Genomic DNA, 18,344 nt, shown 5'->3' with positions numbered 1-18,344 from the left:
GCGCCCGCCCGGCTGCCGAGCCCCGTCAGGCCTCGAGACCCATCGCCGCCATGCGCCGCGAATGAGCGGCCATGACGTCAGCGTAGGTCGGTTCGACCCGCTTCTCGTCGGCGGGCTGAAGCGACGTCGACCGCAGCGCCGCGCGCGCGATCAGCAGCGTGTCCCCGACGAGGCGCCGGCCCCACAGCGACAGCAGCCCGCGCCATTGCTCGTCCGCCGCGATCGCGTCCGTGATGATGCGCACCAGCGCGCTGCGGTCGTCGTGCGCGCGCAGGATGACGGCGACCTGGCGTCCCGTGTCGCCGTAGCTCGCCGACAGTGCGAGGTAGAAGTCGTCCAGCATCCCCGCGGTCAGGTGCACCGAGAGCATCGTCTCGAGCGGGCGGGCGCCGTGAGTGGCGCGGCGGAAGGCGTCGAGTGGCTCGCGGAAGGGAAGCATCAGCTCGAGCGGATCGGCGCCGCGGTCGCGGATCACCCCGACGAGCTCGCGGTGCTTCAGCAGCGCCGTGCCCGCCGCCAGCGACAGCGACTCCTTCTGCGACAGTTCCGGGGTCGAGGCGATGAGGTCGCTCAAGGTCTCGAAGTAGCCGAGCTGCAGGTACGCGGCCTGCCCGAGGAAGGTGTCGACGTCGGGAGCGAGCTCCTCGAAGTCGACGCGACGGACGTCCCCGTAGTCGCCTCGGGATCGGAGCCGCAGGGTGCGGCCGACGGGACGCTTGCGCTTGAAGAACCAGCTCACCACGGCTCCAGCCTAGGGTCGCGGTAGGCTGGATGCGCCCCGGCATCGGACCGGGGCCCCGCGCCTGTGGCTGAGTGAAAGGCGTGGACCCTCATCCCCGGCGGCTTCTCACCGCCAGACAGGCACGTCACCCATGACCACATTCGCTGATCTCGGCGTCGACCAGGACATCGTCGACGCCCTCGCCGACAAGGGCATCGTCGACGCCTTCCCGATCCAGGAGCAGACGATCCCGCTCGGCCTGCCCGGCCAGGACATCATCGGTCAGGCCAAGACCGGAACCGGCAAGACGTTCGGTTTCGGCATCCCCGTCGTCCAGCGCCTGGGCCTGAACCCGGCACCGGGCGTCAAGGCCCTGATCGTCGTCCCCACCCGCGAACTCGCCGTCCAGGTCTTCGAGGACATGGACATGCTCACCCGCAACCGCTCGACGAGCGTCGTGGCGATCTACGGCGGAAAGGCGTACGAGGGCCAGATCGACCAGCTCAAGGCCGGCGCCCAGATCGTCGTGGGCACGCCGGGCCGTCTGATCGACCTCGCGGGCCAGCGCCTGCTCGACCTCTCCAACGCGACCGAGGTCGTGCTCGACGAGGCCGACAAGATGCTCGACCTCGGCTTCCTGCCCGACATCGAGAAGATCTTCCAGAAGGTGGCGCCCGTACGCCACACGATGCTCTACTCGGCGACCATGCCCGGGCCGATCGTCGCGCTCGCCCGACGCTTCATGTCGAACCCCATCCACATCCGCGCGACCGACCCCGACGAAGGCCTGACGCAGGCCAACATCAAGCACCTCGTGTACCGCGCGCACTCGCTCGACAAGGATGAGGTCATCGCCCGCATCCTGCAGGCCGAGGGTCGCGGCAAGACCGTGATCTTCACCCGCACCAAGCGCGCAGCGCAGAAGCTCGTCGACGAGCTCAACGACCGCGGGTTCAACGCCGGCGCGGTGCACGGCGACATGAGCCAGGAAGCACGCGAGCGCTCGATGGCCGGATTCAAGGCCGGCAAGAAGGACGTTCTGATCGCCACCGATGTCGCCGCGCGCGGCATCGACGTCGACGACGTCACCCATGTCATCAACCACACCATCCCCGACGACGAGAAGACCTACCTCCACCGCGCGGGCCGCACCGGTCGCGCGGGCCGCACCGGGATCGCGGTCACATTCGTCGATTGGGAGGACCTGCACAAGTGGGCCCTCATCAACCGCGCCCTCGAGTTCGGCCAGCCCGAGCCCGTCGAGACGTACTCGTCGAGCCCGCACCTGTTCGAAGACCTCAACATCCCCGCCGGAACGAAGGGACGTCTGCGTAAGCTCCCCACGACCCAGAGCGTGAAGACCGTCTCGTCCGACTCGGCCGAGGGCGAGGCGAAGCGCCCGCGTCGCCGTCGCTCGCGCGGCTCGGGTGACGGCGCGGCCACCGCCGAAGGCACGACGCCCGCGTCGACGGATGCGGGGACCGGCACGCACGACGGTGGCGGGTCCGAGCACCGCGACGGCAAGACATCGCCTCGCCGTCGGCGCCGTCGCCGCGGCGGTTCGGGGTCGGCCGGCACGACGGCTCCGGCCGCGAGCTGAGCACCCCGCCTCACGACATCCGAGCGGCGCCCGTCTATGCGTAGACGGGCGCCGTTCCGCTGCCGCGGGCGATGATCCGCTCGACCATCTCGTCGTCGGTGGTGTTCTCCCCCGGCTGGTTCGGCTTGCCGAGACCGTGGTAGTCGCTCGACCCGGTCACGATGAGATCGAGCTCGGCGGCGATCGCACGCAGGACGCGCTTGCCGTCCGCCGTGTTCTCCCGGTGCTCGACCTCGAAGCCGGCGAGGCCGTGGTCGACGAGCTCGCGCAGGACCGCGGGCGGCATCATGCGCTCACGGCCGCTCGGCGACGGGTGGGCGAGGATCGGCACGCCGCCGGCGGCGACCACCAGCTCGACGGCGGTGATCGGGTCGGGCGCGTAGTGGGGAGTGAAATGCCCCTGGCTGGGATGCAGGATGCCGGCGAAGGCTGCGGCGCGGTCGGCCGCGAGACCACGGGCGACGAGGGCGTCGGCGATGTGCGGCCGCCCCACCGTCGCACCGGCTCCCGTCTGCGCGAGCACGTCGTCCCACGTCAGGTCGTGCGAGCGGGCGATGCTCCGGACGATTCGCTCCGCGCGGCCGATCCGGTCTTCGCGGATGCGCTCCATCTCGGCACGCAGCCGCGGATGGTCGGGGTCGAAGAGATAGGCGAGGAGATGAACGGTCCGCCACTCGTGCCGCGCACTGAGCTCCATCCCGGGAAGGAACGTCATGTCGAGCGACGCCGTCGCTTCGGCGGCTTCGGCCCATCCCGCGGTGGTGTCGTGATCGGTCAGTGCCACCGTCCGCAGCCCGGCGCGGTGCGCGGCCTGCACGACACCCGCGGGGGGCTCCGTGCCGTCCGAACGGATGGAATGCAGATGCAGGTCGCTGGGCCCGTGGAACCCCCGTGCGCGCGCTGCCGTTCCCATCCTCCTCAGCGTAGCCGTGCCCGGCGATCGTCCAGCCTCGCTCTCATAGAGTCGAGGCGTGAAGCGCGTGTTCGGAGCCCTCGTGGTGGCCCTGTTCGCGGCGGCGGCCATCGTGGTCAGCTGGCCGGAGCTCCTCCGGCTCGAACGGGAGTTCCCCTTCGCGCAGCTCGTCGCACTGCGCCCGCTGCTGATCGGCGCATTCGTCGCGATCGCCCTCCTGTTCCTTATCCTGTCGCTGGGGCGCCGCATCCGTGCGTTCTGCCTCTGGATCACCCTCGTCTCGCTCGTGGCCGCGGCGGGCGGCGCCGGCACGCTGGCGCTCCGCGGGCTGGGTGCCGAGACCCTGCCGCCGAAGACGGACGACAGCATCCGGGTCATGACCTGGAACACCGCCGGCCCCGCGACCGATGCCCAGACCATCGCCGAGACGGCGGTGGCCATGCAGGCCGACATCGTCGCCCTGCCCGAGACGACGATGGACACCGGCCGCGCCGTCGCGGTGGCGATGCGCGAGCGTGGTCGCCCGATGTGGGCGCACGTCGACAGCTACGAGGGTCCCGACAGCTGGGACGCCAATTCCACCGCGCTCCTGATCTCGCCCGAGTTGGGCGACTACTCCGTCATCGAGTCCGAAGCCCGCGGCACGACGAACACGACGATCGTCCCGAGTGCGGTCGCGATGCCCGTCGACGGGGACGGACCGGTCGTCGTGGCCGTCCACGCGGTCGCCCCGCGTCCGGACGAGATGGCGAGCTGGCGCAGCGATCTCCAGTGGCTGGCCGACCAGTGCGCGACGGATGACGTCATCATGGCCGGCGACTTCAACGCGACACTCGATCACATGGCGCGGCTCGGCATCGACGACGCCGATCTCGGGCGCTGCCACGACGCCGCCCGCTCGACCGGCAACGGCGGGATCGGCACCTGGCCCACCGACGTGCCCGCTCCCCTGGGAGCGCCGATCGACCACATCATGGCGACCGCGTCGTGGAAGCCGGAGGGGTCGGTCGTCATCTCGTCGCTGGACGACTCGGGCAGCGACCACCGGCCCCTCGTGGTGCAGTACACGCGACGCTGATCCGTGCCCCCGGCCGGTGCCGGGTGCGAGACTGGAGTCATGACCACGAGCGAGACCACGGGAACCGACACGACCGGCACCGCGACGACGGCGTCCGAAGCCCCCGCCGAGAACACCAATCGACGTCAGCCGTTCCCCCGCGGCTTCCTCGACACCATCTCCCAGGGATGGGCGCCGCGAGCCGACGCCCCGACCGCTCCCCGGCAGGCCGCTCCGTTCGCCGCGGCCCGGCGCGAGCGCCTGTCGCACGAGTTCCGAGGCCGGCGCCTTGTCATCCCGGCCGGCTCGCTCAAGCAGCGTTCGAACGACACCGACTACCCCTTCCGCGCGCACTCCGCGTTCTCGCACCTGACGGGCTGGGGCAGCGACGCTGTTCCCGACTCGGTGCTGGTGTTCGAGCCCACCGCCGCCGGCCACGACGTCACGCTCTATCTGCGCGACCGCGCCGACCGGACGACCGCGGAATTCTACGCCGACGCGTCGGTCGGAGAGTTCTGGATCGGGCCGCGTCCGGCGCTCGACGACGTCGCCGTCGATCTCGGCATCGCGACCGCCCATCTGGCCGATGTCGAGTTGCGCGCAGACGATCTCGTCCTGGAGGCCGATCCCGACCTGACGCGGGCGGTGTCCGAGCTCCGGCTCACGAAGGACGAGTACGAGGTCGAGCAGATGCGCCTCGCTGTCGCCGCCACGGCGCGTGGATTCGACGACATCGTCGCCGACCTCCCCCGCATCATCGCCACCCCGCGGGGCGAGCGTGTCGTCGAGGGTCTGTTCCACCTGCGCGCTCGCACGGACGGCAACGGCGAGGGCTACGACACGATCGCCGCTTCGGGGCCGCACGCCTGCTACCTGCACTGGACGCGCAACGACGGGCCCGTGGTGCCGGGAGACCTGATCCTGATCGACGCCGGCGTCGAGATCGACAGTCTCTACACCGCCGACATCACGCGGACGCTGCCGGTGTCCGGGCGCTTCACCGAGATCCAGCGCCGCATCTACGAGACCGTGCGCGAGGCGGCCGACACCGCGTTCGCCGCGGCTCGTCCCGGCGTCACCTTCCGCTCGATCCACGAGGCGGCGATGGCGGTCATCGCGGCGCGCGTCGCCGAGTGGGGGCTGCTCCCCGTGACGGCGGACGAGGCGCTCGACGCCGACAACGGCGGCCAGCACCGGCGGTACATGGTGCACGGCACGAGCCACCACCTCGGCATCGACGTGCACGACTGCGCGCAGGCGCGGCGGGAGATGTACTACGACGGCATCCTCGAACCCGGAATGGTGTTCACGATCGAGCCGGGCCTCTACTTCCAGATCGACGATCTGACCGTGCCCGAGGAATATCGCGGCATCGGCGTCCGCATCGAGGACGACATCCTCATGACCGAGAGCGGCCCCGTGAACCTCTCAGCCGACATCCCGCGCACCGCGGACGAGGTCGAGGCCTGGATCGCGCGCTCCGCCTCGTGACCGGCGGGTTCTCGGCGCCGCCCGCGCAGACGACGCGACCGCTGCTGACCGGCACCTTCGGGATGGCCGCTGCGACCCATTGGCTCGCGACCGCGACCGCGCAGGCTGTTCTCGAGCGCGGCGGCAACGCGTTCGACGCCGCGGCCGCGGGCGGGTTCGTGCTGCAGGTCGTCGAGCCTCACCTGAACGGACCCGGCGGCGATCTCGTCGGCCTGTTCCACGCCGCCGGCGACGCGCGGCCCCGCGTGCTCATGGGCCAGGGACCGGCTCCTCGGGAAGCGACGATCGAGCACTATCGCGCCGAGGGCCTCGAGGCCGTTCCCGGCGCCGGCGCCCTCGCGGCCGCAGTGCCGGGCGCGGTCGACGCGTGGCTGGTCCTGTTGCGCGACTACGGCACCTGGGAGCTCGCCGATGTGCTCGCCTTCGCCATCGGCTACGCCCGCGACGGACATCCGCTGCTCGCGTCGGCCGCGGCCACGATCGAGCGCGTCGCACAGCTCTTCCGCGACGAGTGGCCCTCGTCGGCCGCTCTCTGGCTTCCGGGGGGCAGCGCGCCCCGTGCCGGCGACCTGTTCCGCAACCCCGCGCTCGCGCAGGTCTTCGAGAGTCTGACCGACGCGGGTCGAGGGGCCGCCGACCGGGCCGCACGTGTGGACGCGGCGAGAACCGAATGGAAGACGGGCGTCGTCGCCCAGGCGACGGGCGCGTTCGTCGCCCGACCCCACCGTCATTCCACCGGCGGCCGGCACGCGGGCGTCATCACGGCCGCCGACTTCGCCGCCTTCTCCGCGGGCTACGAACAACCGCTGACGACGGTGTTCCGCGGCCGCACCACCGTCAAGGCCGGCGCGTGGACGCAGGGGCCCGCGCTGCTCGAGGCGCTCGCTCTGCTCGACCCTCTGCCCGACGACCTCATCGATCCCGCGACACCGGAGGGAGCCCACACGATCGTCGAGGCGCTCAAGCTCGCCCTCGCCGACCGTGACGCGCATTTCGGCGACGAAAGCGCGATCTCGGAGATCCTCGACCCCGCCTTCCTGGCCGAGCGTCGCGCACAGCTGCTGCCGGATGCGTCGCACGAGTGGCGTCCGGGCGCCCTCTCGGGCCGCGCTCCCCACCGTCCGCCGCTCATTCGCCCGGACGGGACGAGCGTCGCCGGCACAGGCGAACCGACGGTCGGCCGCGCCGGTCAGACCCGCGGCGACACCTGCCACATCGACGTCGTCGACCGGTGGGGCAACATCATCGCGGTGACGCCGTCCGGAGGCTGGCTGCAGTCCTCCCCCGCGATCCCGGAGCTCGGGTTCGCGCTCGGCACACGTCTGCAGATGACCTGGCTCGACGAGACGTCGCCCGCCGCGCTGCGACCGGGCGCACGCCCGCGCACGACGCTCTCTCCGACCCTCGTGATGACGGGCGACCGTACCGACATCGCGATGGGAACCCCCGGAGGCGACCAGCAGGACCAGTGGCAGCTGCCGATGCTGCTGCGGATGCTGGTCGGCGGTTGGGACGCGCAGTCGGCGATCGACGCTCCGACACTGCACACCACCGCGATGATCGACTCCTTCTGGCCCCGCACCTGGACGCCCGCCGGTGTCGTGATGGAGGACCGTCTCGGCGACGACGTCGCCGCCGGGCTCAGCTCCCGCGGCCACGACGTCACTCAGGTCGGGCCCTGGAGCCTCGGACGTCTCTCGGCCGTCGGCATCGACCGGGGCCGCGGGCTCTTGTGGGCGGCGGCGAACCCGCGCGGGATGCAGGGCTACGCGGCCGGACGGTGACCCGGTCGTCCGCCGTCAGGCGGACACGCGGCGGAGGCATCGGGGCACGATGAGCTCGGCCGTGCTCGCCCCGATCTCCTCGGCGTCGAGTCTTCGCCCGGAGACCTCGAACGAATGGCGCGCGCCCTCGACCCAGAGCAGCTCGGCGTCGGTGCACGTCGACACGATCGCCTCGAGATCGGCGACCGGTTCCACGAACGGATCGCGGGTGCCGGACACGAACAGCTGCGGCGCCGCGACCGCGGGCAGGTGGTCGGCACGCGGACGATCGGGCCGGCCGGGCGGATGCAGCGGGTACCCGAGATAGACCAGGAGCGCGGGATCGATCGCCCCGGTCGCCGCCGCCATCGACGCCATGCGACCGCCGTACGACTTCCCCGCCGCCACGATGGGCACACCGGGATGCGCGTCGGCGATCGCTCGGAAGACGGCGGTCCAGGACGCGAGCGCGTCGGCCACGGAGCCGGGAAGCCGGCGACCCGCGACGATGTAGGGAAACGGGAAGCGGACGACATCGACCCCGGCCGCAGCGCCGACTCGGGCGAACCCTTCGAGGAACGGGTGCGCGGGTCCCGCGCCCGCGCCATGAGCGAGGATCATCACCGCACGAGCGCCGTCCGCGCGGTCATGCAGCAGCGGCAGCTCGACGGTCCCGGCCGCGACGTCGACCGAAACCGCGTCGATCATCAGCGCGGGTCGCTCGCCGGCGGCTCGGGCGCGCCCGGAGCCTGCGGACCGGGGGCCTCGCCACCGGGCACCGGCCCCACCGCGGGCGGGAGCGGTGCGTCGGCCGGTCCGGGCGCCGGCGATCCCGACGGCGGACCCGCGGGAGCGCCACTGGGCGCCGCCGGCCCGGGGGCGGGGCGGTCTCCCGTCGGGGCGGGCACGGGGTCGATCCGCTCACCGTAGCGGGGTGGTCCGTCCGGCACGGCGGCCGTCGGCGTCGCGGGACGGGCCGGGGCGACGTTCAGCGCACCGCGGGCGCGATGGATGCTGCTCGCCTGCACCGTCACCTCGTAGTGGTCGGCGACGACCTGCGTGACCGACGCGAAGTCGCGCCGGCGCCGGACGAGCGCGAACATCACGAGGCTCATCATCATGCCGATGGCCACGCCGACGAGCATCACGCCGAGGAAGAGCTGTATCGCGGCGTCGGGAGTGCCGAAGACGAAGATGAGCGAGAAGATCAACCCCAGGAGGATGCCGTTGATCGCGCCGGTCCGCGCTGCGGTCGCGTAGCCGAGACGACCCGTGACCGTCTCGACCGACCGCAGACCATAGCCGACGATCGCGATCTCACGTGCCGGGATGTCGGCGGAGATGAGTGTCGACACCGCCTTCTGCGCAGCCTCGTACGACGCGTACTCGGCGACCTTCTCACCTGTGACCGCGGGCGTCCCGCCCATCATGCTCATTCCGTCATTGTGTCACGGGCCACCTTCGCGGTCGCCGACTACGCTGGAGCGGTGAGTACGCAGAGGGTTTTCGTCGCGCGCCTGGTCGGGTGCGTCGTGTTCGATCCCGCCGGCGACCGTCTCGGCAAGGTCCGCGACGTGGTCGTGATCTTCCGCAAATCGGACCCTCCGCGCGTCATCGGTCTCGTCGTCGAGATCCCCGGCCGACGCAACGTCTTCCTCTCCATCGGCCGGGTGACCTCGATCGCGACCGGTCAGGTGATCACCACCGGGCTCATCAACGTCCGGCGCTTCCAGCAGCGCGGCGGCGAGGTGCGGGTCATGGCCGAACTCCTCGGTCGCAAGGTCTACCTCCGCGACGGGTCGGGCGGCGCCGTCATCGAGGACGTCGCGATCGAACGGAACCGGCTCGGCGAGTGGGACATCGGTCAGCTCTTCCTCCGCCGACCGAAGACGAGCGCGTCGCCCTTCGCCAAGGGACCGACGACCTTCGCATCGTGGGCGGACGTGCGCGAGGACCAGTCCTCGGGCACCGCCCAGTCGGCCGAGCAGCTGGTCGCGACCTACTCCGAACTCAAGCCCGCAGACCTCGCCAACACCCTGCTCGATCTCCCCGAGGAGCGACTTCTCGAAGTCGCCGAAGAGCTTCCCGACGAGCGTCTCGCGGACGCGCTCGAAGAGATGCCCGAGGACGAACAGGTGCACATCCTCGAACGGCTCGGCGACGAGCGCGCCGCCGACATCCTCGACGCCATGGAGCCCGACGACGCGGCCGACCTGCTCGGTCAGTTGCCGGAGGGCCGCATCGAGCAGCTCCTCGACCTCATGGAGCCCGAAGAGGCCGAGGACGTGCGTGCCCTGCTCGAGTACGGACCCGACACCGCGGGTGGCCTCATGACGAGCGATCCGATCGTGCTGTCCGCCGAGGCGACGGTCGCCGAGGCGCTCGCGCTCATCCGCCGGCACGAGCTGCATCCGGCCCTGGCAGCATCCGTCTTCGTCACGCTCCCCCCGTACGAGACGCCGACGGGCCGGCTGCTGGGCACGGTGCATTTCCAGAGGATGCTGCGCTATCCCCCGCATGAGCGGCTCGGAGCCATCATCGACGACACCGTCGACCCGGTCGCCGCCTCGTCTTCGGCTGCGGAGGTCGCGCGTATGCTCGCCAGCTACAACCTGGTCTCGGTTCCCGTCGTCGACCAGGCCCGGCGCCTCGTCGGCGTCGTGAGCGTCGACGACGTTCTCGATCATCTGCTCCCGGACGACTGGCGGTCACAGGACGTCGAGCCGCAGGGTGCCGCCGCGATGCGGGGGCGGCGCTGATGGCCCGCGCATCGAAGACGCCCTCGCTCGAGGCGCCCCGCGGGCGGCGGAGCGGTGTGAGCGGCGTGCTGGGACCGCGCACGTCGCAGCCCTCGCGCGACCGTTTCGGTCGCTTCACCGAGTGGATCGCCCGGGCGATGGGGACACCTGGCTTCCTCGTCGCGCTGTCGCTGTTCTGCGCCGCGTGGCTCGCGTGGAACACGTTGATGCCGGTCGAACTGCGCTTCGACTCCGCTGCCAACGGCTTCACCGCCCTGACGTTGATGCTCTCACTGCAGGCGTCGTACGCGGCGCCCCTGATCCTGCTCGCCCAGAACCGTCAAGACGACCGCGACCGCGTGCAGATCGAGCAGGACCGCCAGCGCGCCGAGCGGAACCTCGCTGATACCGAATACCTCGCGCGCGAGGTCGTGGCCCTCCGCATGGCGATCTCGGACCTGACCGACGGGCTCGTCACGAAGGAGACCCTGCGCGCCGAGCTCCGGACCGCACTCGACCGCCTCGAGTCGGACGAGCGACCGGACTCGCGATGAGCACCGACGGCGTCCGTGCGGCCGTGGCCGCGGTGCGAGACCCCGAGCTTCGCAAACCGCTCGGCGAGCTCGACATGGTGCGCGACATCGCGGTGGAGGGCGGCCACGCCCGCGTCGGCATCGCCCTGACGATCGTCGGCTGCCCGGCAGCGGACCGGATCGAGCGAGATGTGCGGGAGGCGGCGCTCTCGGCCCCGGGCATCGAGGAGGTGACGGTCGAGGTCGGCGTGATGACCCCGGCCGAGCGGGCGGCGCTCACAGAGCGACTGCGCGGCGGGAGAGCGGCGCGGGAGAATCCGTTCGGACCCGACTCTCTCACGCGCGTGATCGCCGTCACGAGCGGCAAGGGCGGCGTCGGCAAGTCGACCCTCACGGCCAACCTCGCCGTCGCCCTCGCTCAGCGGGGCCTCGCCGTCGGACTGATCGACGCAGACGTGCACGGCTTCTCCATTCCCGCCCTGCTGGGTCTCGTCGACACGGACGGGCTGCCGCCGCAGCCGACGCGTATCGACGGGCTCATGATCCCGCCCATCGCCCACGACGTGCGGACGATCTCGATCGGCATGTTCCTTCCGCGCGACCAGAAGGCCCCGGGCGCGGTCGCCTGGCGCGGGCCGATGCTGCACCGCACGGTCTCGCAGTTTCTCACCGATGTGTTCTTCGGCGACATCGACGTGCTCCTCATCGACATGCCTCCCGGTACCGGCGACGTCGCCATCAGCGTCGGACAGTTGCTCCCCCACGCCGACGTCGTGGTCGTGACCACACCGCAGGCGGCTGCGGCCGACGTCGCTGTCCGGAGCGGCCTGGTCGCACGCCAGACCGGTCAGCGGGTCATCGGGGTCATCGAGAACATGTCGGCCATGACCCTTCCCGACGGCACAGCGCTCGATCTCTTCGGAAGCGGCGGCGGGATGCGCGTCGCCGAAGCCCTGTCGACGGAGCAACAGGTGCCGTTGCTCGGCTCGGTGCCGCTCAGCCCCCACCTGCGCGGCGACGCAGACGACGGGGTGCCCGTCGTCGTCGCGCACCCCGACGATCCGGCCGCCGCGGCCATCATCGGGATCGCCGACAGCATCGGACGCGGCGGCCGCGATCTCAGTGGTCGCCCGCTGCCCCTGCGCGTGGGCTGATCGGGCCGATCACGTCGCTTCGTCGTCGAAGGGGACGGCCGCGCCGCGCTCGAAGCGCATCGCCGCCTCGCCCGCGGCATCCATCCCGACCGCGGTCGCGGTGCTGATGGCAGCGCCCGCTGCGGCGGCGCGCACCGTGGGAACGGGAGCGTCCTCGAGAAGCGCATCGCGGATGATGCGACGCGGGTCGTACTGACGCGGATCGAGCTTGCGCCACTCGACGTCGGAGAAGTCCTCACCCATCTCGTCCTTGACGCGGTCCTTCGCGCCGTTGACCCAGTCCCGAGCCCGCACCGTGAAACGGGCGAGCGTCTCGGCCAGCCGCGGCAGGCGTTCGGGGCCGAGGAGGAGAACCGCCGCAAGACCGATGATGAGGAGCTTGTCCCAATCGAGGCCGAACGACATGCCCCCAGATTACCCGTGCGCCTCAGCGGTGGGAGCCATCCGCACGCCTACGCTGGAACCAGGAGGAATGCATGGGTGATCAGGAAGCGATCCGCAGGTTCGCGATGGAGGCGACGGTGGAGCCCGAGCACATCGCTCGCGCGCGTGCACACGCCCTCGAGATCGGCGCGGCCCCGATCAGCCCTCCGGTGGGCGCGCAGTGCGCCGTGCTCGCCGCCGCCACCGGGGCGCTCAACATCGTGGAGATCGGCACCGGCGGCGGGGTCTCGGCGCTGTGGCTGCTCCACGGGTCGCCCCGCGCCACGCTCACCACGATCGACATCGAGCCGGAGCACCTCGCCGTCGCTCGGCAGTCCTTCACCGAGGCGAGGATCCCGCCGGCTCGCGCGCGCTTCATCACCGGCCGGGCGGCGGATGTGCTGCCGCGGATGAACGAGGCGTCGTACGACATCGTGCTCGTGGATGCGGATGCCGAGGGTGTCATCGAATACGTCGAGCACGGGCTCCGGCTCGTCCGGCCGGGCGGGATGGTTCTCGTTCCGCGTGTACTCGCCGGCGGCGCCGTCGCCGACCCGGTCCGGCGCGACGACGTCACGCGCGCGTACCGATCCCTCATCCACGAGACGCAGTCGTCTCCGGCTGTCCTGGGCGCGCTCTCGATCGTCGGTGAGGGCCTGCTGCAGCTCACGACGGCGGCCTCCGCCTGACCCCTCGATTTCACTCATACGTACGAAACGGCCGGCCCCATCGGGACCGGCCGTTTCGCGTGGCATCGTCGTCAGGCGGCGCCGACGACTCCGCTCAGCACGCTGTGGAGTTCCTTGGCCTCTTCATCATTGACCGAGACGACCAGACGCCCTCCGCCTTCGAGGGGGACACGCACGATGATCAGGCGCCCCTCCTTCACGGCCTCCATCGGTCCGTCTCCGGTTCGCGGCTTCATGGCTGCCATCGCGGCTCCCTTTCGTCATGAGGACTACCTGAAGAGTTTATCGTGCAGCGCGACCACGACGCGGACACGGCCTCAGGGAATCTGAGCGAAGGTGCTTCCGAGGGCATACATCGTGTAGATCCACCACCATTGCGCGGCTGTTCCGATCAGCAGCACACCGATGCGCCACCACCGTGCGCGAGGCAGCGCGACCGCGCCCCAGAGCGGGGACAGCGGAACGAGGAGCCGGAAGGTGCTCGACTGCGGGAAGAACACCGCGAGCAGATACAGCAGGTACGCACCCGCCCAGAGCCGGATCGGCACACCCAGCCGCCGCACCCGTCGGTCGGCGATGAGAAGCAGCGCGGCGACGGCGACGATCGTCGCGAGTCCGACGAGGCACACCCACGCCGGCACGCCCCAGATACGCGACCACAGCACCGCCGCCTGCACCGTGCCGTCGAAGGGCACGAAGCCGCCGTGGTCGCCGATCCAGGAGCGTCGCCACGCGAGCTCGGTCTGCAGGTACGCGTCCGGCTCGCCCGTGACCACGCCCGTGATGACGGGCCATACGAGCCCGCATCCGGCGGCGAGCAGCCCCCCGGCCACGATGTGGCCGATCTCGCGCGGCGGCAGGTCGTCGTGCGCGCGCCGCGTCCAGCGCCAGATCCCGTAGACGGCCAACATCAGCGCGAAGGCGAGGACTCCCGGGCGGGTGAAAGCCATGAGCGGGATCCACAGATACAGCCACCACCAGCGACGGCGCTCGACCGCGAGCAGAGCGAGGAGCAGCCAGAGCTGGAAGAGCGACTCGGCGTAGCCGAGCTGGAACAGCGCGGCCATAGGGCCGGCGAAGCTGAAGAAGACCACCGCCCACATCGCGGCGGCTCGGCCGATGCGTCGCCTCAGCAGAGCGAACAGGACGAGACACGCCAGGTAGCCCGCTGCTGCCGACACGAGCGGCGCGGCGACCGGGAACCCGCCCACCACCCAGCCCACGACCCCGGTGATCACGGGGTACACGGGCATGAACGCCCAGGCGTTCTGGGCGACGTCGCCTGCGGCGTCGAGCGGCAGTTCAGTGGGATACCCGCTGAACGCGATGAGCCAGTACCACTGAGCATCCCACCCCATCGTCAGGGTGCCGAGCGACGCGTCGGCGCCGAAGCGAGACTCCGGCCCGCTCAGCGCAGCCGCGCCGAGCAGGAAGGCCGTCGTCACCGCACGCGAGGCGAGATAGACGAGTGCGATCGCGGCGGCAGGCTGCAGCGCGATCGCACCCCGGCGCAGCGACCTCATGCCCTCGGGGTCACCTGACCGACAGCCAGGCGCGCAGGCCGCGCTCGACGGCATCGATCTGCGCGATGGGCACCCGCTCCTGGTCGTGGTGCGCGAGGGAGGGGTCGCCTGGGCCGTAGTTGACGGCCGGCACACCGAGCGCTGAGAACCGCGCGACGTCGGTCCAGCCGTACTTGGGCCGCGGCTCGGCACCCACCGCGGCGACGAACTCCTGTGCGAGCGGCGCGTCGAGCCCCGGGCGCGCCCCGCCGGCCAGGTCGACGACCTCCACCTCGAAACCGCTGAAGAAGTCGCGGACGATCTCGACCGCCTCGTCGGGGGTCCGGCTCGGCGCGAATCGGTAGTTGACCTCGACCTCGCACAGGTCGGGTATGACGTTGCCCGCGATGCCGCCGGAGATCCTCACCGCGTTCAGGCCCTCGCGATAGACGAGGCCCTCGACCTCGACATCCGCGGGCGTATGGTCGGCGAGACGCTGCAGGATCGGGGCCGCATGGTGGATCGCGTTGTCGCCGATCCACGCGCGCGCGCTGTGCGAACGCACCCCGTGCGTTCGCACGATCGCGCGGAGGTTGCCGTTGCATCCGCCCTCGACCTGGCCGTTGGACGGCTCGCCGAGGATCGCGAAGTCGCCCGCGAACAGGTCGGGTCGATTCGCCGCCAGCCGCGTGAGGCCGTTGAGCTCCGCAGCGACCTCCTCGTGGTCATACCACATCCACGTGATGTCCACCCGCGGATCGGTGAGTTCCGCGGCGAGCTTCAGCTGCACGGCGACGCCCGCCTTCATGTCGACGGTGCCTCTCCCCCACAGGTACGCCTCCCCGTCCTCGACGACCTCGCGCACGGGAAGATTCGCGTTGACGGGCACCGTGTCGATGTGGCCGGCGATGACGACGCGCTGCGCACGGCCGAGCTGCGTGCGCGCGACGATCGTGTCACCGTCGCGCACGACCTCGAGGTGCGCCAACGGCGATACGGCGGCGAAGATCGCGTCGGCGAGGGTGGTCTCATCGTCCGACACGCTCGGGATGTCGCACACGGCCCGGGTCAGATCGGCGCTGGAGACGGTCAGATCGAGCTCAGGCATGCCGCCGATTCTAACCGCGACGACCACACCGATAATCTGGAGGCATGAGCGAACGGTGGGCATGGGGCGTGGGACTCGCGACCTCGAGCAGCGATGGCACGACACTCGACACCTGGTTCCCAGAGCCCGCGCTCGGAACGCCCGCTGCCACGGAATCGGCCGCGGCCATGGTCACCTGGGCCCCGATGGCCGCGGACGACGAGCGTCGCGGCGTCACGCTCGAGGCCGTGACGGTCTCGATCGATCTCGACGCCGCGCCCGCCTCGACGCCCGACGCGTACCTGCGCCTGCACGTCATCTCCCACCGTCTCGCGGCCCCGAACACCGTCAACCTCGACGGGATCTTCGGGCACCTGCCGATCGTGGCGTGGACGACCGCTGGCCCGATGCACCCGGACGAGGCCACCCGCCGCCGCCCGCTGCTCCAGCGTGACGGCATCCAGGTGCACGGTCTCGACAAGTTCCCGCGCCTGCTGGATTATGTGACACCTCCGGGCGTGCGCATCGCCGACGCCTCCCGCGTACGACTCGGAGCGCACCTCGCGCCGGGGACGACCGTGATGCACGAGGGCTTCGTCAACTTCAACGCGGGTACGCTGGGCGCCTCGATGGTCGAGGGCCGCATCTCGCAGGGCGTCGTCGTGGGCGACGGCAGCGACATCGGGGGCGGCGCATCCATCATGGGCACGCTGTCCGGCGGCGGCAGCCACCGGGTGTCGATCGGTCGCCGCACGTTGCTCGGCGCCAACGCCGGAATCGGCATCTCGCTCGGCGACGACTGCGTCGTCGAGGCCGGCCTGTACGTCACCGCGGGCTCGAAGATCGTGCTGGCGGACGAGCCCGCCACGGCCTCGGGCGCGCGCCCGACCGTCAAGGGCGCGGAGCTCTCCGGCCGCGACGGCATCCTCTTCCGCCGCAACTCGCTGACGGGTGCCGTCGAGGCCGTCCGCCGAGCAGGAGTTGGTGTCACCCTCAATGAGGCCCTGCACGCCTGACCGCATCGCGAGGCCTGCGGGTCGGCTCAGAGCAGCAGGACCGAGAGCAGCCCGCCCCAGAGGCAGACGGCGGCGAGGATCCCGAGGCTGTACCAGATCGACGCCCGCAGGATCTCCGATTCGCGTCCGGCGAGCCCCACGGCACCTGCGGCGATCGCGATCGACTGCGGTGAGATGACCTTCGCCGCGGTGCCGCCGGCGGTGTTCGCGGCCACCAGCAGCGCGGGATCGACCGCGATCTGCTCCGCCGTGGCGACCTGAAGCGGCGCGAACAGCGTGTTGTTGTTGACGACCGACCCCGTGAGGAAGACCCCGATCCAGCCGATGATGGGAGCGAGGAGCGGGAAGAGCGGCCCCACCGCCGCGAGTGCCGTCCCCATCGAAGCCGAGCCTCCCGAATAGTTGGCGATGTTGGCGAGGACGAGGATGATCGCGATCAGCAGCAGTGCCCGCCAGAGACCGCGCACCGTCTCCGCCAGCGTCCAGACCAGGTCACCCGCGCGCAGGCGCGGCGTCGTCCAGAACGACACGAGCACCGCCAGCAGGATCGCCGTCCCCGTCGCATTGACGGGCGTGAAGCTCCATGTGGCCGTGACGACATCACCGCCGGGAGTCTGCACGCTGCCGGTGAGCCCAGGCATCGGAACCGCGAACACCAGGGCGGACAGCGGCCCGCCCGCTGCGAACAGGTTCTTGAACACCGGGAGGCTCCAGACGAGGATGACCGCCGTCAGGATGTAGAACGGGCTCCATGCCGCGATCACCTCCCGCAGAGTCGCGTGGTGCTGCTCGGGCTCGGGCGCGCCGACCTCGCGGTGAACCCGGCGGGGCTGCCACACCCGCCCCAGAAGGAAGAGCGCGACCATCGCGGCGAGTCCCGCGCCGAGGTCGGCGAGCTCGGGTCCGAGGAACCACAGCACGCCCGCCTGCACACCGCTGAAGACGATGGTGACGAGCAGCGTGGCAGGCCAGGTCTCGCGCAGCCCGCGCACCCCGTCGAGGATGATCACGAGAAGGAACGGGATGAGCACCGTCAGCGGCTGCAGTACGAGCACCATCGCACGGGAGAGCTCCTGCACCTCGAGTCCGCTGACCTGGGCGCCCACGATGACGGGGATTCCGATGGCGCCGTAAGCCCCGGCGGCCGCGTTGGCGACGAGGGAGATCATGGCCGCCCGCAGGGGCCGGAACCCGAGCTGGACCAGGAGGGCCGCGCAGATGGCGATCGGCACACCGAAACCGGCCGCCCCCTCGAGGAAGGCGCCGAAGGCGAAGCTGATGAGAAGCACCTGGATCCGCTGGTCCGTCGAGATACCGCCGATCGAAGAACGGATCACGTCGAACCGCCCGCTCGCGACCGCGAGCTTGTAGAGCCAGACCGCCATCACGATGATGTAGGCGATCGGCCAGACGGCGTTGAGCAGACCGAGCAGTCCGGCACCCCCGACCGCGGTGAGCGGCATCCCGAATCCCAGTGCGGCGACGAGCAGCTGCGCGATGAGAGCGATGAGACCGGCGAGCAGACCGCTGAGGCGGAACCCGACCAGCGCGACGAGGAAGACGACGATGGGGATAGCGGCGACCAGCGCCGACAGCACGAGCGATCCGAGCGGATCCGTCGTCTGCACCCACATGCGTCGCTCCCCTGCTCGTCCGT

Annotated in this window: 18 protein-coding genes; 9 read left to right on the top strand and 9 right to left on the bottom strand. The window is 71.0% G+C overall.

Annotated features, from left to right (window positions below):
• Nucleotides 1-25: 25 nt before the first annotated feature.
• Entirely contained in the window at nucleotides 26-742 is a 717-nt protein-coding gene (locus tag MTS1_RS00905; RefSeq protein ID WP_023950553.1) for a ferritin-like fold-containing protein, read from the bottom strand.
• Between the two features lie 130 nt (nucleotides 743-872).
• On the opposite strand from MTS1_RS00905, the gene MTS1_RS00900 reads away from it, so the two are divergent.
• The gene (locus MTS1_RS00900; protein ID WP_023950552.1) at nucleotides 873-2,321 is read left to right on the top strand and encodes a DEAD/DEAH box helicase; all 1,449 of its coding nucleotides are present in this window, start codon (nucleotides 873-875) and stop codon (nucleotides 2,319-2,321) included.
• A 34-nt stretch (nucleotides 2,322-2,355) separates the two neighbouring features.
• Here MTS1_RS00900 and MTS1_RS00895 read toward each other — a convergent pair whose 3' ends face one another.
• Nucleotides 2,356-3,234 (bottom strand): PHP domain-containing protein, encoded by an 879-nt coding sequence (locus MTS1_RS00895; protein WP_023950551.1) that lies wholly within the window; start codon nucleotides 3,232-3,234, stop codon nucleotides 2,356-2,358.
• Between the two features lie 58 nt (nucleotides 3,235-3,292).
• Between MTS1_RS00895 and MTS1_RS00890 the strand changes: the two genes are divergently transcribed.
• The 3 genes from MTS1_RS00890 (at nucleotide 3,293) to MTS1_RS00880 (ending at nucleotide 7,566) form a co-directional block, all read left to right on the top strand.
• The gene (locus MTS1_RS00890) at nucleotides 3,293-4,312 is read left to right on the top strand and encodes an endonuclease/exonuclease/phosphatase family protein (protein WP_023950549.1); all 1,020 of its coding nucleotides are present in this window, start codon (nucleotides 3,293-3,295) and stop codon (nucleotides 4,310-4,312) included.
• A gap of 39 nt (nucleotides 4,313-4,351) precedes the next feature.
• Nucleotides 4,352-5,782, top strand: coding sequence for an aminopeptidase P family protein (locus tag MTS1_RS00885; protein ID WP_023950547.1), 1,431 nt, complete (start codon nucleotides 4,352-4,354; stop codon nucleotides 5,780-5,782).
• A 62-nt stretch (nucleotides 5,783-5,844) separates the two neighbouring features.
• On the top strand, nucleotides 5,845-7,566 hold the full coding sequence (locus tag MTS1_RS00880; protein ID WP_081731802.1) for a gamma-glutamyltransferase family protein: 1,722 nt from the start codon (nucleotides 5,845-5,847) through the stop codon (nucleotides 7,564-7,566).
• A gap of 15 nt (nucleotides 7,567-7,581) precedes the next feature.
• Here the strand turns inward: MTS1_RS00880 and MTS1_RS00875 are convergent, their stop codons facing one another.
• Both MTS1_RS00875 and MTS1_RS00870 read right to left on the bottom strand, forming a co-directional pair.
• The gene (locus tag MTS1_RS00875; RefSeq protein WP_023950543.1) at nucleotides 7,582-8,253 is read right to left on the bottom strand and encodes an alpha/beta family hydrolase; all 672 of its coding nucleotides are present in this window, start codon (nucleotides 8,251-8,253) and stop codon (nucleotides 7,582-7,584) included.
• Entirely contained in the window at nucleotides 8,253-8,981 is a 729-nt protein-coding gene (locus MTS1_RS00870; protein WP_036304567.1) for a general stress protein, read from the bottom strand. Before MTS1_RS00870 ends, MTS1_RS00875 begins: the two co-directional genes overlap by 1 nt.
• A gap of 51 nt (nucleotides 8,982-9,032) precedes the next feature.
• Here MTS1_RS00870 and MTS1_RS00865 point away from each other — a divergent pair, with 51 nt between their 5' ends.
• Genes MTS1_RS00865 through MTS1_RS00855 form a run of 3 tightly spaced genes read left to right on the top strand, consistent with a single transcriptional unit; the run spans nucleotide 9,033 to nucleotide 11,970 of the window.
• Complete coding sequence (locus MTS1_RS00865) at nucleotides 9,033-10,304, top strand: magnesium transporter MgtE N-terminal domain-containing protein (RefSeq protein ID WP_036304566.1); 1,272 nt, start codon at nucleotides 9,033-9,035, stop codon at nucleotides 10,302-10,304.
• Complete coding sequence (locus MTS1_RS00860) at nucleotides 10,304-10,837, top strand: DUF1003 domain-containing protein (RefSeq protein ID WP_023950537.1); 534 nt, start codon at nucleotides 10,304-10,306, stop codon at nucleotides 10,835-10,837. Before MTS1_RS00865 ends, MTS1_RS00860 begins: the two co-directional genes overlap by 1 nt.
• Complete coding sequence (locus MTS1_RS00855) at nucleotides 10,834-11,970, top strand: Mrp/NBP35 family ATP-binding protein (RefSeq protein ID WP_023950534.1); 1,137 nt, start codon at nucleotides 10,834-10,836, stop codon at nucleotides 11,968-11,970. Before MTS1_RS00860 ends, MTS1_RS00855 begins: the two co-directional genes overlap by 4 nt.
• Nucleotides 11,971-11,979: 9 nt before the next feature.
• Here the strand turns inward: MTS1_RS00855 and MTS1_RS00850 are convergent, their stop codons facing one another.
• On the bottom strand, nucleotides 11,980-12,375 hold the full coding sequence (locus tag MTS1_RS00850; RefSeq protein WP_023950532.1) for a Sec-independent protein secretion pathway component: 396 nt from the start codon (nucleotides 12,373-12,375) through the stop codon (nucleotides 11,980-11,982).
• Nucleotides 12,376-12,446: 71 nt separating this feature from the next.
• Between MTS1_RS00850 and MTS1_RS00845 the strand changes: the two genes are divergently transcribed.
• On the top strand, nucleotides 12,447-13,082 hold the full coding sequence (locus MTS1_RS00845; RefSeq protein WP_023950530.1) for an O-methyltransferase: 636 nt from the start codon (nucleotides 12,447-12,449) through the stop codon (nucleotides 13,080-13,082).
• A 71-nt stretch (nucleotides 13,083-13,153) separates the two neighbouring features.
• On the opposite strand, the gene MTS1_RS16220 is transcribed toward MTS1_RS00845, so the two are convergent.
• From MTS1_RS16220 to dapE, 3 genes are all read right to left on the bottom strand, one after another.
• Nucleotides 13,154-13,327: a DUF3117 domain-containing protein gene (locus MTS1_RS16220; RefSeq protein ID WP_023950528.1), complete on the bottom strand. Its 174-nt coding sequence runs from the start codon at nucleotides 13,325-13,327 to the stop codon at nucleotides 13,154-13,156.
• 72 nt (nucleotides 13,328-13,399) lie between these two features.
• A complete protein-coding gene (locus MTS1_RS00840; RefSeq protein ID WP_023950526.1) occupies nucleotides 13,400-14,605 on the bottom strand; it encodes a hypothetical protein in 1,206 nt (401 codons plus the stop codon).
• Between the two features lie 10 nt (nucleotides 14,606-14,615).
• Entirely contained in the window at nucleotides 14,616-15,692 is a 1,077-nt protein-coding gene (gene dapE / locus MTS1_RS00835) for a succinyl-diaminopimelate desuccinylase (RefSeq protein ID WP_023950524.1), read from the bottom strand.
• A 44-nt stretch (nucleotides 15,693-15,736) separates the two neighbouring features.
• On the opposite strand from dapE, the gene dapD reads away from it, so the two are divergent.
• Nucleotides 15,737-16,687, top strand: a complete 951-nt coding sequence (dapD, locus tag MTS1_RS00830; RefSeq protein ID WP_023950522.1) for a 2,3,4,5-tetrahydropyridine-2,6-dicarboxylate N-succinyltransferase — start codon at nucleotides 15,737-15,739, stop codon at nucleotides 16,685-16,687.
• A gap of 26 nt (nucleotides 16,688-16,713) precedes the next feature.
• Here the strand turns inward: dapD and MTS1_RS00825 are convergent, their stop codons facing one another.
• Entirely contained in the window at nucleotides 16,714-18,321 is a 1,608-nt protein-coding gene (locus tag MTS1_RS00825; protein ID WP_023950520.1) for an L-lactate permease, read from the bottom strand.
• Nucleotides 18,322-18,344 lie beyond the last annotated feature (23 nt).

The sequence above is a fragment of the Microbacterium sp. TS-1 genome (assembly GCF_000509385.1).
Lineage (GTDB): Bacteria > Actinomycetota > Actinomycetes > Actinomycetales > Microbacteriaceae > Microbacterium > Microbacterium arborescens.
This window is presented reverse-complemented; position numbering and strand designations above follow the sequence as displayed.

What these genes read in the sequence shown, in the direction of transcription:
- MTS1_RS00885 (WP_023950547.1), top strand. Translation starts at nt 4,352, where the DNA reads ATGACCACGAGCGAGACCACGGGAACCGACACGACCGGCACCGCGACG.
- MTS1_RS00840 (WP_023950526.1), bottom strand. Translation starts at nt 14,605, where the DNA reads ATGAGGTCGCTGCGCCGGGGTGCGATCGCGCTGCAGCCTGCCGCCGCG.
- MTS1_RS00895 (WP_023950551.1), bottom strand. Translation starts at nt 3,234, where the DNA reads ATGGGAACGGCAGCGCGCGCACGGGGGTTCCACGGGCCCAGCGACCTG.
- MTS1_RS16220 (WP_023950528.1), bottom strand. Translation starts at nt 13,327, where the DNA reads ATGGCAGCCATGAAGCCGCGAACCGGAGACGGACCGATGGAGGCCGTG.
- dapE (WP_023950524.1), bottom strand. Translation starts at nt 15,692, where the DNA reads ATGCCTGAGCTCGATCTGACCGTCTCCAGCGCCGATCTGACCCGGGCC.
- MTS1_RS00845 (WP_023950530.1), top strand. Translation starts at nt 12,447, where the DNA reads ATGGGTGATCAGGAAGCGATCCGCAGGTTCGCGATGGAGGCGACGGTG.
- MTS1_RS00875 (WP_023950543.1), bottom strand. Translation starts at nt 8,253, where the DNA reads ATGATCGACGCGGTTTCGGTCGACGTCGCGGCCGGGACCGTCGAGCTG.
- MTS1_RS00860 (WP_023950537.1), top strand. Translation starts at nt 10,304, where the DNA reads ATGGCCCGCGCATCGAAGACGCCCTCGCTCGAGGCGCCCCGCGGGCGG.
- MTS1_RS00900 (WP_023950552.1), top strand. Translation starts at nt 873, where the DNA reads ATGACCACATTCGCTGATCTCGGCGTCGACCAGGACATCGTCGACGCC.
- dapD (WP_023950522.1), top strand. Translation starts at nt 15,737, where the DNA reads ATGAGCGAACGGTGGGCATGGGGCGTGGGACTCGCGACCTCGAGCAGC.
- MTS1_RS00880 (WP_081731802.1), top strand. Translation starts at nt 5,845, where the DNA reads ATGGCCGCTGCGACCCATTGGCTCGCGACCGCGACCGCGCAGGCTGTT.
- MTS1_RS00850 (WP_023950532.1), bottom strand. Translation starts at nt 12,375, where the DNA reads ATGTCGTTCGGCCTCGATTGGGACAAGCTCCTCATCATCGGTCTTGCG.
- MTS1_RS00855 (WP_023950534.1), top strand. Translation starts at nt 10,834, where the DNA reads ATGAGCACCGACGGCGTCCGTGCGGCCGTGGCCGCGGTGCGAGACCCC.
- MTS1_RS00825 (WP_023950520.1), bottom strand. Translation starts at nt 18,321, where the DNA reads ATGTGGGTGCAGACGACGGATCCGCTCGGATCGCTCGTGCTGTCGGCG.
- MTS1_RS00870 (WP_036304567.1), bottom strand. Translation starts at nt 8,981, where the DNA reads ATGAGCATGATGGGCGGGACGCCCGCGGTCACAGGTGAGAAGGTCGCC.